This window comes from Vreelandella venusta, assembly GCF_015689495.1.
GTDB classification, from domain to species: domain Bacteria; phylum Pseudomonadota; class Gammaproteobacteria; order Pseudomonadales; family Halomonadaceae; genus Vreelandella; species Vreelandella venusta.
In genome coordinates this window covers 616951-631993 of record NZ_CP065135.1, presented here as the reverse complement: position 1 = coordinate 631993, position 15043 = coordinate 616951, and the positions used below count along the sequence as shown (strand labels likewise).

At 53.5% G+C, this 15043-nt stretch carries 14 protein-coding genes; 9 read left to right on the top strand and 5 right to left on the bottom strand.

The features are described from left to right. Positions 1-192 precede the first annotated feature (192 nt). The 6 genes from sodC (at position 193) to IR195_RS03040 (ending at position 7711) form a co-directional block, all read left to right on the top strand. The gene (gene sodC, locus IR195_RS03065; RefSeq protein WP_146944204.1) at positions 193-726 is read left to right on the top strand and encodes a superoxide dismutase family protein; all 534 of its coding nucleotides are present in this window, start codon (positions 193-195) and stop codon (positions 724-726) included. A gap of 247 nt (positions 727-973) precedes the next feature. Then, positions 974-2449, top strand: a complete 1476-nt coding sequence (locus tag IR195_RS03060) for a carbon starvation CstA family protein (RefSeq protein WP_125745534.1) — start codon at positions 974-976, stop codon at positions 2447-2449. Between the two features lie 248 nt (positions 2450-2697). Then, positions 2698-3495: an ATP-binding cassette domain-containing protein gene (locus IR195_RS03055; protein ID WP_241006787.1), complete on the top strand. Its 798-nt coding sequence runs from the start codon at positions 2698-2700 to the stop codon at positions 3493-3495. Further along, positions 3496-4350 (top strand): ABC transporter ATP-binding protein, encoded by an 855-nt coding sequence (locus IR195_RS03050; protein WP_206048712.1) that lies wholly within the window; start codon positions 3496-3498, stop codon positions 4348-4350. Between the two features lie 69 nt (positions 4351-4419). Next, on the top strand, positions 4420-5934 hold the full coding sequence (locus IR195_RS03045; protein WP_206048711.1) for an ABC transporter substrate-binding protein: 1515 nt from the start codon (positions 4420-4422) through the stop codon (positions 5932-5934). A 13-nt stretch (positions 5935-5947) separates the two neighbouring features. Beyond that, positions 5948-7711 (top strand): ABC transporter permease subunit, encoded by a 1764-nt coding sequence (locus IR195_RS03040; protein WP_206048710.1) that lies wholly within the window; start codon positions 5948-5950, stop codon positions 7709-7711. Positions 7712-7827: 116 nt separating this feature from the next. Here IR195_RS03040 and bfr read toward each other — a convergent pair whose 3' ends face one another. From bfr to lptF, 5 genes are all read right to left on the bottom strand, one after another. Beyond that, on the bottom strand, positions 7828-8313 hold the full coding sequence (gene bfr, locus IR195_RS03035) for a bacterioferritin (RefSeq protein ID WP_089039189.1): 486 nt from the start codon (positions 8311-8313) through the stop codon (positions 7828-7830). 154 nt (positions 8314-8467) lie between these two features. Further along, the gene (locus tag IR195_RS03030) at positions 8468-8674 is read right to left on the bottom strand and encodes a (2Fe-2S)-binding protein (protein ID WP_083001105.1); all 207 of its coding nucleotides are present in this window, start codon (positions 8672-8674) and stop codon (positions 8468-8470) included. A 158-nt stretch (positions 8675-8832) separates the two neighbouring features. Next, positions 8833-9237 (bottom strand): RDD family protein, encoded by a 405-nt coding sequence (locus IR195_RS03025; RefSeq protein WP_240645185.1) that lies wholly within the window; start codon positions 9235-9237, stop codon positions 8833-8835. A gap of 118 nt (positions 9238-9355) precedes the next feature. Further along, a complete protein-coding gene (lptG, locus tag IR195_RS03020) occupies positions 9356-10420 on the bottom strand; it encodes an LPS export ABC transporter permease LptG (RefSeq protein WP_125745524.1) in 1065 nt (354 codons plus the stop codon). A 15-nt stretch (positions 10421-10435) separates the two neighbouring features. Next, positions 10436-11515, bottom strand: coding sequence for an LPS export ABC transporter permease LptF (gene lptF / locus IR195_RS03015; RefSeq protein ID WP_206048709.1), 1080 nt, complete (start codon positions 11513-11515; stop codon positions 10436-10438). A gap of 148 nt (positions 11516-11663) precedes the next feature. Between lptF and IR195_RS03010 the strand changes: the two genes are divergently transcribed. The 3 genes from IR195_RS03010 to IR195_RS03000 all read left to right on the top strand — a co-directional run bounded on the left by IR195_RS03010 (position 11664) and on the right by IR195_RS03000 (position 14991). Next, positions 11664-13184: a leucyl aminopeptidase gene (locus IR195_RS03010; protein WP_206048708.1), complete on the top strand. Its 1521-nt coding sequence runs from the start codon at positions 11664-11666 to the stop codon at positions 13182-13184. Positions 13185-13336: 152 nt separating this feature from the next. Next, positions 13337-14458: a branched-chain amino acid aminotransferase gene (locus tag IR195_RS03005; RefSeq protein WP_146944192.1), complete on the top strand. Its 1122-nt coding sequence runs from the start codon at positions 13337-13339 to the stop codon at positions 14456-14458. A 95-nt stretch (positions 14459-14553) separates the two neighbouring features. Then, positions 14554-14991 (top strand): DNA polymerase III subunit chi, encoded by a 438-nt coding sequence (locus IR195_RS03000; protein WP_206048707.1) that lies wholly within the window; start codon positions 14554-14556, stop codon positions 14989-14991. Positions 14992-15043: the final 52 nt, after the last annotated feature.

Here is a 15043-nt window from a genome sequence, read left to right as displayed (position 1 = left end):
AACAAATCGCGGTGATTTGAAGCAGCGCGCTATTGTCGCGGCTTAACGGTTCAATGTCATCCGCTACTAGCGGCATCAGGAAAACGACTAGCCCCAATGACCAATCCATTGGCAGAGCTGCTTCTCGGAAGCTACCTTGAAATGGCAACTCGTCATACGAGTTTCCATGGATAAGGAAAGGAGAATTGCACAATGCGTTACTCACTACCATTAACAGGTATTGCCGCAGGGTTATTGCTGGCAACTACCGCTCAGGCCAATGAAGCGCTCGACGTTGAAATGCACAAGGTCAACGCCGAAGGAATTGAACAGTCTATTGGGACTGTCGCTATTGAGCATACTGAGCACGGTGTGTTGCTTACGCCGTCGTTAACAGGCCTAGAACCCGGCGTATACGGTTTTCATGTCCACCAACATGCCAGCTGCGAGCCTGCTGAAAACGATAGTGGCGAAATGACCGCAGCGCTGTCTGCAGGTGGTCATTACGACCCTGAAGAGACGGGCACCCACCAAGGACCCTACGGCGATGGCCACCTAGGTGACCTCCCGGTGCTCACGGTAAATAAAGATGGCGAAGCCAATTTACCGGTGCTGGCACCACGCTTGAGTATGGAAGATATGCCAGGGCGCAGCCTGATGATCCATGCGGGCGGCGATACGTATTCAGATGATCCCCACTTAGGCGGTGGCGGTGCGCGCATGGCCTGCGGCGTTGTGGAATCGTAACGTTTAAAACCCCATCACTATAACGACATACCGGGCAGCACAGCGCTGCCCTTTTTTTGTGTTGATGATGTCTTGCGTTAATGAAGCCTTATGTTGTTGGTTGCCCTCGTTAGCACCATAGGCCACTAAAGTCTTAAAGCGATTCTCATGATGAGTCGGTACATTCAGCCCGGCTAAATAAGTGTACTGACAAGTAACTCACTAGTATGCACTACCCTATTAATTCCCCTAACACTGAGTGCCCTAAATGATCACCTTCATTGTATCGATACTGCTTCTAGTCGTGGGCTACTTCACCTACGGCAAGTTTGTTGAGCGCGTGTTTGTTACTGACCGCAAGCGTCAAACACCGGCGTTTAGTATGCGTGACAATATTGACTATGTGCCGATGAACACCACGCGCAACTCACTTATTCAACTGCTTAATATTGCCGGTGTCGGCCCGATTTTCGGCCCCATTTTAGGGGCGCTTTATGGTCCAGTGGCTTTTATATGGATTGTGGTTGGCTGCATCTTTGCAGGTGCCGTACATGACTACCTCACCGGTATGATCTCGATTCGCAATCACGGCGCTCATTTGCCTCAGTTAGCGGGTAAATTTCTCGGTAAGACCATGAAGCATGTGGTCAACGGCTTTGCTATTTTGCTGTTATTACTGGTGGGCACGGTTTTTGTAACCTCGCCCGCAGCACTGCTTGCTAATATGACATCACTCTCTTTAACGCTAATTATTTTAGCGATTTTTGCCTACTATCTGGTTGCTACGCTGCTACCGATTGATAAAGTCATTGGCCGTATCTACCCCTACTTTGGTGCTTTGTTGCTGTTCAGCGCCGCAGGTATTGGCATCGGTTTGGTTGTTACCGGCGCACCGATTCCAGAACTCTCTTTCCAGAATATGCATCCGGAAGGAGCGCCCATTTTCCCTCTGCTGTTCTTAACGATCTCCTGTGGTGCTCTTTCAGGTTTCCATGCCACACAAACCCCCATCATTTCGCGTACGACGCAAAACGAAACCAATGGCCGTAAAATCTTTTACGGCATGATGATTGCCGAAGGCGTGATTGCGATGATCTGGGCCGCCGCCGCCATGAGTTTATTCCAAGGCGAACAATCGCTGTCCGCAGTGTTAGCGGCTGGTGGTCCTGCAGCGGTGGTCAGCGAAGTATCTATTAGCATGCTTGGTGCTATTGGCGGAACACTGGCTGTTCTAGGGGTTATTGTGCTGCCGATTACCTCGGGCGATACCGCCTTCCGCAGTGCACGGATGATTATTGCTGACTATCTCAAAATTGAGCAGAAGCCGATTATTAAGCGTATTTTGATCGCCCTGCCACTGTTTGCTGCTTCTTACGCGCTGACTCACATGGACTTTACCCTGCTATGGCGCTACTTCTCCTGGGCCAACCAAACCACGGCAGTGATTGCACTGTGGGTCGGCACCATGTATCTCGTGCTATCACGTAAGCCTTACCTGATCACCTCGATTCCTGCTGTCTTTATGACCATGGCCACCTTTACCTATTTAGCCTACGCACCGATTGGTTTTGGTTTGCCACTGCAAACAAGCTGTATCGTCGCGGCGTTGGGAACGCTGGTCTGTATCGCCCTGTTTATGAAGCGCGTACGCCGCTTAAGCCGCGCGACCTTTGCTGTTGATGAGCATGCTGATGCCTTCGGCGCAGGCGAAGAGGGACAAACACTATCGACTGCTGCTAAGTAAGTTATTGTTTTACTGACCCTGAAGAAAAAAGCGCTGAGTTAATCAGCGCTTTTTTTATGGGCATCTCTTAGCTTCATTTTGACCTCTTTTAGACTCGCTGTTTTGACTCGTTGTTTTAACCGCTGAAACACGCTTTTTAGACGCAGTATTAACGCATAGATTGATGCCCATCCAACCAATGTTATATCATAACCAAAATGTCTTATTGAGCGGTTCAGCAAGCGATGGTTTCAGTGTGCAGCGACCCCGTGTTATCCGTGCGTGATCTGCGCATTAAAATCGGCCAGCAACAGGTCGTCGATGGGCTCTCGTTTGACGTTATGCCCGGCGAGCGAGTTTGCCTATTGGGTGCATCTGGTTCGGGGAAATCATTCACAGCTAAAGCTGTGCTCGGCTTGCTGCCTCCGAGTGCTCAAGTTCAGGGAAGCATACGCATTCAAGGCCAAGAAGCGATTGCGACACCAGCGACACAGCGGCCCAAAAACTCTCGGGTATCAATGGTATTTCAGGATTCCCTTTCGGCGCTTAACCCCTTAGTTTCAATCGGTTCCCAGCTGCGAGAACCCTTTATACGTCATCACGGCCTTTCGCACCCAGCCGCGACTGACGCCGCAGTGGCACTTCTTGGGTCACTAGACCTCCCAGACCCTAAACAGTTAATCAAGCGCACCCCAGCAGAGCTTTCTGGCGGGCAGCGTCAGCGTGTCTGTATTGCCCTGGCTATGGCATGTAAAACGTCGCTAATGGTTGCCGATGAGCCTACCACTGCGCTCGATGTCGTCACTCAATGCCAAGTGTTACGCGCCTTACGTCAACATACTGAAAGCACAGCATCTGCACTGTTATTCATCACCCATGATCTACACGCCGCAGCGCAGCTATGCCAAAGGGCGGTGATCATTGAGCAAGGGACAATGATCGAAAGTGGCGAATTAGATAGCTTAATCACCTCGCCGCAACACCCCTTCACCCAAACGCTAGTCGCGGCGGCACATAATGTGCAAACGCCTGAAGTAGTCCCAACTGACTATTTGAAGAGTGCCTAAATGCAGAGTCAGCCACTTTTTAAGTGCCAGGAAGCCTTTCTCTCAGCAAACGGACTCTATAAAAGCGTCTCTTTACCCCGCACTGTTTTTTGGCGGGCGGGTGAACGCAAACAAGTCATGAATAACATCAACTTAAGACTTTATCCGGGCGAGCGTGTCGGATTAGTCGGCTTGTCAGGATCTGGGAAAACGACGCTACTGCGCTCGCTGTTGGCGATTGAGGCACCCGATACGGGTTCGATTACTTGCTTGCATAAAGCGGTACGTCCCGCCGCCACGGCCAAGCTTAGATGGTACCGTCGGGCTGTTCAGTATATCCCCCAAGACCCCGGCGCCTCTCTTGACCCTCGCATGTGTGTTCAAGCGCTAGTGACCGAGCCATTAATAAGACTAGGCATTGATTGCACTCCAGAAGAGCGTGCCAGAGAAGCGCTGGAGCAAGTTGGCTTGGATGCACGTTTTTTGAACCGTTTGCCTCATGAACTTTCCGGCGGCCAAGCGCAACGGGTCGCCATTGCCCGCGCGATCGCTACCCGCCCGCGCTTTTTGCTTGCCGATGAGCCGCTGAGCGGTCTAGACCTACCGGTTCGCGCGCAGGTAATTAGCGTACTGAAAAAGCTATGCGATGAAAGCGGCACGGGGCTACTGCTGGTGTCCCATGATTTATCGGTGGTTACCCAACTATGCCAACGCACCTTGGTTATGGATGACGGCAACATAGTTGAAGACCGTTCAACGGCAGCGCTATGGCGTGCGCCCCACCATCCGACTACGCGCTCGTTAATCAATGCCGTTACACAGCTTCCTAGTTGCGCGCATCCAAACTGCAATGCAGCTGAGTTAGCAGCACTTTAAGAACGTATCTGTGACTTTTTAATTTTTCTAACCGTTTTTCCTGTCCGTCACGTCAACTGGAGTTTTACAATGTTACCCAGTCCGCTGCGCCTTTCCCTGCCAATTGCCCTTGTCGCCCCGTTATTGCTGGCCGGTTGTTTTGATGAACAGCGTGACACCACATCTGCAGAAGTCGGTGAACGAATTCGCCTGGCGATGCTGCAGCCACCTCGCTCGGGATTAACGCCGCTTTCCGATGATGCTTTTAAGCTATCGCGCTGGAGCACGGCGGAGACACTCGTTCGGCTAGATGCCAGCAGCGACCCACAGCCCTTTCTAGCCACCGAGTGGGAGCAGCTCGATGGCCATACATGGCGGTTTGTGATTCGTGATGGGGTCAACTTTCATGATGGCACGACATTGACCGTTAGCGACGTCGTAAACGCTCTCACTGCAGCCACCCAGGCCGCTCCCAAGCCACGCATCTTAGATGGCGTAAACATGACCATCGAAGCCGATGGTGATAATGCGGTGATTGTACGCACGGAAAACGAGGACCCACTGATCCCCAATCGCCTTTCCAGCCCCCAACTAGCGATTTTAGCCGCCAGCGCCTATGGCGAGGATGGCCGGGTTAATCCCATCAAAGCAGGTACCGGCCCGTTCGTATTAACAGAGATCAACGGTACGAGCAGCGCCCACTTGGATCGCTTTGATGACTACTGGGGCGAATCCGCCAAAGTGGCCGGTATTGATGCTGATTATGTCCCCGATGGCACCGCTCGGGCGGCAGCTTTGAGAACCAGTGCAGCCGATGTGGTTGAAGCGATCCCGGTATCCCAGGTGGCGCTGCTTGACCCAGAGTTAGTCCACGAAGTGCCCATGCCACGCACCAATACGCTTTACCTGAATACCGAGTCAGGCCCAATGACCGACCCCGGCCTTCGCGCAGCCGTTCGTGAAGCAATAGACCGCTCCGCTATTGTGAATACCGTTTACGAAGGGCGTGCAGATATTGCCGAAGGGTTACTCGGCCCGGCACTAGCGTGGGCAAGCGACTACCGCACCCCACTTGAAGATCGCACCGCCCCCAGCGAGCCAAACGGCACTAACATCACCCTGGCAACCTTTACCGACCGCGCCGAGCTGCCCGAAGTGGCTGTACTGCTTGAACAGCAGCTGAGCCGCGCGGGCTTTAACGTTAACCAAGAAGTGCGTGAGTATGCGCATATAGAAGCAGACGCCTTAGCCGGCGAGTTTGACGCCTTTATTCTTTCGCGCGCCACCGTCCTCGATTCAGGCGACCCTGTAGCCTATATGTTCAGCGACTTCGCGTGTGCGGGCTCTTTCAACATTGCCCAGCTATGTGACCCCGCCGTCGATGAGGCGCTGACCAATGCCGCCATGCTGCCCACTGGAGATGAGCGCCGCCAAGCAATTATCGAGGCAGAAGCGGCTATTTTGCGCACCGATGCGGCTATTCCAATGCTCCACGAGCGCGTTATCCAGGGTGAATCGGCACGGGTCTCTAACGCCGAGCGCGATCCCCGCGAGCGTGCGCTGATCACTGAGCAGACAGCCATCGACGTCGACAGTGACTCCTAAAGGTGCGCCTCGTATGACAACCGCAACACCGCTGCGCCCATGGCGCAGCGTGCGTATCACGCCCTTTATTCCGCTACTCTCACGTTTGGTTACACTAGCCAGTGTGGTGGTGCTGGTCGGCCTACTGCCGTGGTTATCCGGCCGCGACCCAGCGCTGAGCATTTTACGGGCACGCTCTGCTGAGCAGGAAGCCACCCCCGAAGCTTTAGCAGCGATTCGTGCTCAGTTAGGCCTGGATCTTGGCCCCGTCGAAAAGCTACAAAGCTGGCTGCTGGGTCTGCTGCATGGCGATGCAGGCAATTCCTGGGTCTCCGGCGCACCGGTACTACCGGGCATGTTAAAGAGCGCCCAGGTATCACTGACGCTAATGGCCTTTGGCATGCTGGTGGCGGTGATTACCGCGACGCTTATCTGCCTGCCCGTGGTACGGCGTGGCTTACGCGGTCAGGTCAGCCACTCTTCAGGTGCTATTGGCGCAGCTCTGACGGCTCTGCCTGAGTTTCTACTCGCCTCACTACTGCTAGTCGTGTTTGCGGCATGGCTAAACTGGCTGCCGCCTTACGGTTGGCGAGGTTTTAGCTATGCCGTATTGCCCGCCTTTGCGCTAGGCCTTCCGGCAGGCGGCCTGCTGGGCCGCTTGTTTAGCGATGGCCTTGCAGCCACCTTCAGCGAGCGCTGGGTCGCTACCTGGAACGTAGCAGGCTTTTCACCCAGCCGAATTGTCATGGCCGCGCTGCGCCGTACCTTACCCAGCCTGATGCCTCAGGTCGGCATGGTGATGGTGGGTCTGACGGGAGGAGCCATTGCCGTCGAACAGGTATTCTCTATTCCAGGCCTGGGGCGAGCAACGCTTGGCGCAGCATCGGCCCAGGACCTGCCTGCGCTACAAACCGGCATTCTGATTCTGCTGATTATCGCTATTATATTAGGCAGTTTGGCCAATATTGGTCGCGTACTGTTACTGGGTCGTGCCTTTCAGCTAGGGGCACTGCCCGTGGCGCATAGCGAGCAACATATTCCACGCAGGGCATGGGTCGTACCCGCCATCGCGATGTTGCTACTCTTTGTGCTAATCGTAGCGGGGATGGGACGTGATCCGTTTAGCTCCGCGTTCATGCGCTTAGAATCCCCAAGCCTTGCGTTACCACTAGGTGCCGACGGCACTGGGCGCGACATTTTGGCGCGAGTAGCTCACGGAGCGCTGTCCACCATGGGCATGGCAACCGTCGTCGTATTCTTTTCGCTAATAATAGGGTTGCTGATTGGACTAGCCCCCAAGCTCGCCACGGGCCCTATTGAAATCACCAAGGCAACGCCCCCCACCATTGCGGGGTTGATTGTCGCTGGGCTAATAGGGCCAAGCGCTAGCGGCGCGATCATTGCGGTAACAGCCGTCGCTTGGGCTCCGCTTGCTGCACACACAGCGGCACTGGTGGCGGAAGTAAAAGCCCAGCCCCACGTGCGTATTACGCCAATGTTAGGCGTGGGTCATTTCCGCTTAATGAGCCGCTACATCTTACCGGCAGTGATTGGCCCAGTGTTTCGCCACGCCATGCTGCGCTTACCTGGCGTGGCGCTGGCCTTGGCAGCACTTGGCTTTCTTGGCCTGGGGCCACGCCCACCTTCGCCAGAGTGGGGGTTAATCCTTGCCGAAGGCATGCCCTATGTTGAGCGAGCGCCTTGGGCGGTGCTGATTCCCGCATTAGCACTGATTTTGCTATCGGTACTGGCGGTGTCACTTTCAAATCTGGTGGGCTTGCGCAAACTATCTCGCTAGCAGTGTCCAAGCACAAAAATAGAAGGCCTAAACAGCCAAAAAAACGGGCAGCCAAGTGGCTGCCCGTTTTGCTGATTGACGCTTTGCTTAACTAATGTCGCTTCAATTAACAAGCGTTACTCTTCGTCAGTTGCCAGCTGCATATGTTTTTGGAGGTAGTTTTGAATACCTACTTTATCGATCAGACCAAGCTGAGTTTCGATATGATCAATATGGCTTTCTTCATCGGCAAGCAGGTCACGCAGTAGATCGCGGGTTACGTAATCCTTAACGCTTTCACAGTAGGTAATTGCTTCGATGTAGTCCTTGCGACCGTCATGCTCGATTTTCAAATCACTTTCGAGCATTTCTTTTACATTCTCACCGATATGCAGTTTGCCTAGATCCTGAAGATTAGGAATGCCTTCAAGGAACAGAATACGTTCGATAAGTTTATCGGCGTGCTGCATCTCCTCAATGGACTCATCATATTCCCACTTAGCAAGCTCTTTAAAGCCCCAGTCTTTGTACATTTTGGCATGCAAGAAATACTGGTTGATGGCTACCAGTTCATTGCCGAGGGCGATATTGAGATGCTGAATAACCTTAGGATCACCTTTCATGACGTCACCTTTCTTAGTGTGCGATTACGCTAACTAGAGAGTATAGGCCATAAACAGGCTTACTCCCAACGATGCTGGGAGTATATAGGAAACAACTAAAAACTCAAAAGAATCATATAGTTGCTAACGATAAATCTAACAATAGTGATTCGCGTCACACAGCGTAAGCGAGACTCATATCCGCTTCGCAACGAGCCTCTTGAACCGCTTCGCGGGTCAGCGATTTAGCAAAACAAGCACACTTTCCGCACTGGGTTCCGCAACCTGTGGCTTCGCGCACTTCTCGCCAGCTGCGCGCGCCATCGCTAACGTGCTGACGAATCTGATGGTCGGTTACTCCCTTGCACACGCAAACGTACATGGCAACACCTCATAAAGATCATGAGATGAATGTAAATGATTCGCATACATCTTTTCAAGTAGAAATGGGTGCTTTTTGGTAGCCATTCGTCTTAATAAAAATGAGCCACATGATAACGTCTTGTCATAGCAATATTTTTAGCAAAACAGACGGTGAAATTATTTTTTCGGTAGCACCACGGTTTGCGTATTAGAGGCAATATCTGGCCAACTTCTACGCTGCCGATCAAACAAGACCCACCAATAACCAATGCCAAAAGCGGCCAGGGAAAGCCAAGCTACCACACAGCGAATTAGGCTTTGCTTAAGTGAAATCGCATAACCATCGGTGGTTTGCACCCGCAGCCGCCATGCTTGCATCCCTAACGTCATGCCACCACGCCGCCATGAATAGACAAAGAACAGCGTGACAAAGAACAGCAACATCAGCCTAAGGCTCCAGATATCAAACGGCGTTGTGCCTATCTCGTCAGCCTGCTGCCCCAATATAAAGCGAAAAAACGCCAGATGAGCGACTGTCACTGCGAGCCAAATGGCTGTCACCAAAAATCCGTCGTACAGCATCGCGCCTAAACGGCGGCTTAACCCAGCAGGCCATACGCTATCTAATTGGGTAAAGCGCCGGGGGGGCGTCAGCTTGCTCGTCACTATGCTCATCCTTATTCACGTATCGCCGCCGCAACTAGCCGTTGCGGTGTAAGAAATAAATACCTACCGCTGCACAGGCAAGGGTTGGCACCAACACCGCCCACACAGGTGAAAAACCAAAAATAGTTGATGCAGGTGCCAGCAGGTCTTGTACATACTTAAAAATAAGACCGGTCACCACGCCATAAAACACCCGCGTACCTGCAGCCACCGTCCGCAATGGGCCAAACACAAAGGAAGCGGCGATTAAGACCAGTGATCCCATCGTTAGCGGCATCAGCACCTTTTGCCAGAAATAGAGCAACGGTTGATCCGCTTGGAGATTTTGGCTTTGCAAAAAGTTAGCGTACGCCCACAGCTCACTAGGCGCTTGGCTCTCGATATCACGCAGCAAACGTTCCAGCTGGGTGGGTGTTAACGCGGTATCCCAACCTGTATGTTGCTGATATTCCGACTCTGTATGGTCATCAAAAATACGCGTAGTGGTAACGTATTCCAGCTGCCATGCGCCCTCTTCCCAATGCGCGCGCTTAGCATGGGTAGCCTCAATTAGCCGGCGCTCATCAAAACGATAACGTGTTAAATCCAGCACCACGTTATCCGCACGAATAGCGCCGAAGCGATACACGCTCTCCCCTTCAAACTGCCAACCACTTCGGCTGGTTAGCACCGCCCCTTCCCCCTGGCGCTGCTCTAAACGCCATGCTTCGGCAAATTGCTCCGTACGGGGAGATACAAATTCGGCAACCAGCAGTACCACCACGACCACTAACAGCACTGGTTTCATGACGCCCCAGACAATCCGCGCAAGCGATCGGCCAGCGGCACGCATCACCGTTAATTCGTTGCTGGATGCCATGCTCCCCATGCCAATCAGCGCGCCAATTAACACCGCCACCGGCGCGTACTGATAAAATCGCCAAGGCAGGCGCATGCCTAGATAAATCAACACATCTAACGCGGTGTAGTTACCTTGGGTGTCACCTAGGTCACCGATATAGGCGATGGTGATGTCCAAGCCAAGCAAGACGAACTGGACGACAATGATGGCCGCCAATACATTACGGGCAATATAACGGTCAAGACGATCAGCAAGCATGAGTTAGCCTCTTCATTAGCGCATTCCTTTTCGTTGCGAATGCCATAGCAGCAGGCAGCCAAGCGTCAAAAACAGCCCGTGTACCGGCCAAACCCCCAGCGCTACTTCCAGCACGCCTTTACCGACCGCATCCACCGAGGCCAACAGCAGGCTTAAATAAGCGACGTAAAGAAAAACCGCAGGCAATAGTTTGGCAAACCGCCCCTGGCGAGGGTTTACTCTGGAAAGTGGCTGGGCTAGCAATGCCAACACAAACACCATTAACGGCAACCCCGCCCGCCACTGAAATTGCGCTTGGGCACGAGGACTGGGGTCGTTCCATAGCTCTGCCGTGGTCGCGTACTCTAAGGCATTCAGCTCTTGTCGATTCCGGCTCAAGCCCAGGCGCAGTGTGTAGCGCTCAAACGTTAACCGCTCGGCAGTTTGTTTGCCTGGCGTTACGCCATAGCGCTCGCCATTTTCAAGCACTAGAAAACGACTGCCGGTTTCAATACTGGTTTCTTGATAACCAGAGCCTGCCCGGGTTACATAGCTATGGGTCTTTTCCGCCCCAGCCACGGGCTGCTCATGAACCAGCACCTCCTGCATTTCAGTGCCATCGCTGCTGAAATCGCTAATATAAGCGGTTCGCCCTCCCCCAAAATCTTGGAAACGCCCTGGCGCCAGCACTGACACATCCAATCGACTACGCTGCTCTTCAAGCGCGGCCTCAGTTTGTAACGCGCCCGCAGGTGTAAGCCACAAACTACACAGCCCTACCAGTATCGCTACGACCGAAGCAGGCAGCAGCGTTACTCGCAACAGCCGCATAGGGCTCATACCACAAGCCACCATCACGGTAATTTCACTGTTCATATAAAGCTGACCATAGGCCAGCAATATTCCTAGGAAAAATGATAGCGGAAGAATCAGCTCCATAAATCCAGGCAGGTGAAAAACCATCAGGCTACCCAAGATAGTGACCGGAATGTCACCCTCTGCCGCATCAGAGAAATAGCGAATAAAACGGCTGCCCATGATGACCAGTAGCAAGATTCCCGCCACCGCTGACATCGTCAGTAATACTTCGCGAGTTAAGTACCGAAATAAAATCAACGCACTCTCCGGCTGGTAGCGCAGGTTGCAATGCAATGCGCCCGTGGCTTGGGTACACTAATCAAACTGTTATCAAAATCGATTATCAAGAATCTAAGTAACGGGGCATTATCCCGAATCACTCGATGCTTGTCTTGTTGGAGACGTCATGGAATTTTCCGTTCAGACCGCGAACCCAGCCAAAGCCGAAACGGCTTGCCTCGTTTTACCTGTCTTTAAAGGTAGCGACTTACTGCCCGCCGTCGCTAAATTAGATGATGCGAGCGAGCGGTTAATTGGCCAGTTGCTTGACCGTGGCGACTTTGATGCCTCGCTGGGCAACGTTCAGCTTGTCCCCTTTGCACCGGGTCTGGGCGCCGAACGCTTATTGCTCGTTGGCCTCGGCGAACGAGCCAAATGCCAGGAAACAGCGTTTATCAAAGCCTTAGACGCCGCTATGGCAACGCTGATCAAGCTGCCAATTGACGAAGCTAGCGCTACGTTTACAGACGTTCCTCTAGAAGATCGCGATACTGCTTGGAAAGCTCGTAAAACACTCGAAGCGGCTGAACGCGCTATTTATCGCTTTGACCAGTTCAAATCATCACCTGCAAAAGCTCCCAGCCTGACCAACCTGAACCTGATTGTCAGCGATGCCGACGAAGCCCCCATGGCCAAACAAGGGGCAGCACTGGGCACCGCCATTGGCCAGGGTATCAACCTCACCCGCACCTTGGGCAACTTGCCTGGCAATATCTGCACACCTCGTTATCTTGCCGAGCAAGCCGAGCAGTTAGGCCGTGACTCCCAAGGTGCCCTTGAGGTTGACATCTTAGATGAAGAGGCGCTGGAAGCGCTGGGCGCTGGCTCGCTGCTGTCTGTTGGGCGCGGTAGTCAAGAGCCGACACGCCTGATCGTGATGAAATATCAGGGTGCGGAAAACCCTGAAGAAGCGCCCCATGTGCTGGTGGGCAAAGGCATTACCTTCGATACCGGTGGTATTTCGCTGAAGCCCGGCGAAGGCATGGACGAAATGAAGTTCGATATGGGCGGTGCGGCGAGCGTATTCGGTACCGTAAAAGCAGTGCTCACCATCAAGCCCAAGCTAAATGTGGTGTTTATTGTTGCCGCTGCTGAAAATATGCCTGACGGTGCGGCCACCAAACCCGGCGACATTATCAAAACCCTGAAAGGCTTGACGGTTGAGGTACTCAACACTGATGCCGAAGGCCGCTTGGTGCTATGCGATGCGCTAACCTACGCAGAGCGTTTTACCCCGGCCAGCGTGGTTGATATTGCCACCCTCACTGGCGCTGTCATTATCGGCCTTGGCCATCACGCAACGGGACTGCTTTCCAACGACGACGATCTGGCTCTTGACCTGTTGGACGCTGGCGAAGCGGCTTGGGATCGTGCTTGGCATTTACCGCTATGGGATGAGTACCAGGAGCAGCTAGATTCCAACTTCGCTGACTTGGCCAATATTGGTGGCCGCCCAGCAGGCACCATTACCGCAGCATGTTTCCTGTCGCGCTTTGCCGATCACTTCCCCTGGGCGCATTTGGATATCGCTGGCACCGCCTGGCACTCTGGCAAGCAGAAAGGCGCTACCGGCCGCCCGGTTGGGCTACTAACCCAGTACTTGCTTGATCGTGAGGCCGATGCACAAGTAGAAAATAGCGACGACTAACATCACAATCAAGCGATCAACGGTTGCCATTCGTTGACGTAAACGTTACATCTAAGGGCATTAGCGTGCGTGCTGCTTTCAGGGCGCGCGCTAGACCAAATAAACACTAACACTTGCCCTTCGGGGCCAGGCTATAGCGGAGAGAATACGCCGTGCCCACAGCTTCAGACACCCAACTTGAATCACATTTTGAAATACTGCCGTCCAACCAACCGATGGCTGATGAGATTCGTGAAAGCATTTTGCAAAACCCTGGTTTTGGCAAACATTTCACTGACCATATGGCCCACATCCGCTGGACAATCGACGCCGATTGGCACGGCCACCAAGTACGTCCCTATGGCCCGCTAACCCTCGATCCTGCGGCCTCGGTGTTGCACTACGGTCAGGAAATTTTCGAAGGCGTAAAAGCGTATCGCCATGCCGATGGCTCCATCTGGACGTTCCGTCCCGAGAAAAACGCCGAGCGTTTCCGCCGTAGCGCTCGGCGTTTGGCACTTCCGGAGCTTTCCGATGAAGATTTCATTGGTTCGCTGAAAGCGCTTCTGGCTAAAGACCATGCCTGGGTTCCCACACCTTCCAGCGATACCGACGAATGCAGCCTCTATCTGCGTCCGTTTATGATTGCTTCGGAAGCTTTTTTAGGCGTACGTGCAGCTCACGAAGTGGATTACTACGTGATTGCCTCCCCTGCCGCGGCCTACTTCAAAGGTGGTCTTAAGCCAGTTTCCATTTGGCTCTCATCCCACTACAAGCGCGCAGCCCCCGGCGGTACCGGCTTTGCCAAGTGTGGCGGTAACTACGCGGCATCGTTGGCAGCGCAACAAGAAGCCACGGCCAACGGTTGCGGCCAGGTCGCGTTTTTGGATGCTGCCGAAAACAAGTGGCTCGAAGAGCTGGGCGGCATGAACCTGTTCTTTGTCTATAAGGATGGGCGTCTGGTAACTCCTCGACTAACCGATACCATTTTGGAAGGCGTTACCCGCAACTCTGTGCTTACCCTGGCAAAAGAGGCTGGCTTAACACCGGAAGAGCGCGCCATCAGCATTGACGAATGGCGCGAAGGCGCAGCGTCTGGCGAGATTACTGAAGTATTCGCCTGCGGTACCGCAGCGGTTATTACCCCGATTGGCGAACTGGTTACTGAAAACGAGCGTATTCGCTTACAGGGCGATGGCAACAACGACATTGCCATGCGCCTGCGCAAAAAACTGCTCGACATACAGTATGGCCACAGCGAAGACAAACACGGCTGGCTCACCCGGTTGGTATAAAACAGCCGGAGTAAATCGGCTGGTATGACCCAGAGCTTCGTCGCCGCACAGCGGAGGCGAAGCTTTTAAGCGTGTTAACACCGCTGGAGCCTTTAATGGCACGTATCGATTTTTATATTCTTCCTGACACTACCCTAGAAGCGCGCCTCCAGTTTGCTTGCAAGCTAGCCGAAACCATCCACCGCAAAGGCTATCGGTTGCATCTGCACTGCGAAGATAAAGCCCTGGCCGAACAGGCCGACGAGGCCCTTTGGCAATTCCGTGAAGATGCCTACCTACCCCACGCGCTGGAAGACAGCGACATGGCCGCCAGCGTGCCGATGCCGATTACGCTTGGTTGGCAGCAACTCCCCGTGCCAACGCAAGCAACCGCACTACTGAACTTGCACCCAGACATTCCCGACGGCGTGGAACACTACGCCCGCATTGCCGAAATCATCAATCAGCACCAGCAAGTACTGGTCGCCAAACGCGCCTGCTGGCAGCGCTATAAAGCATTGGGCCATGAAGTGGTGCCGCATAAGCTGGGGTAATCTTCCGGCCATCTTTGATTAACGTATAGCCACCTACGACAGCGCCTCCAAT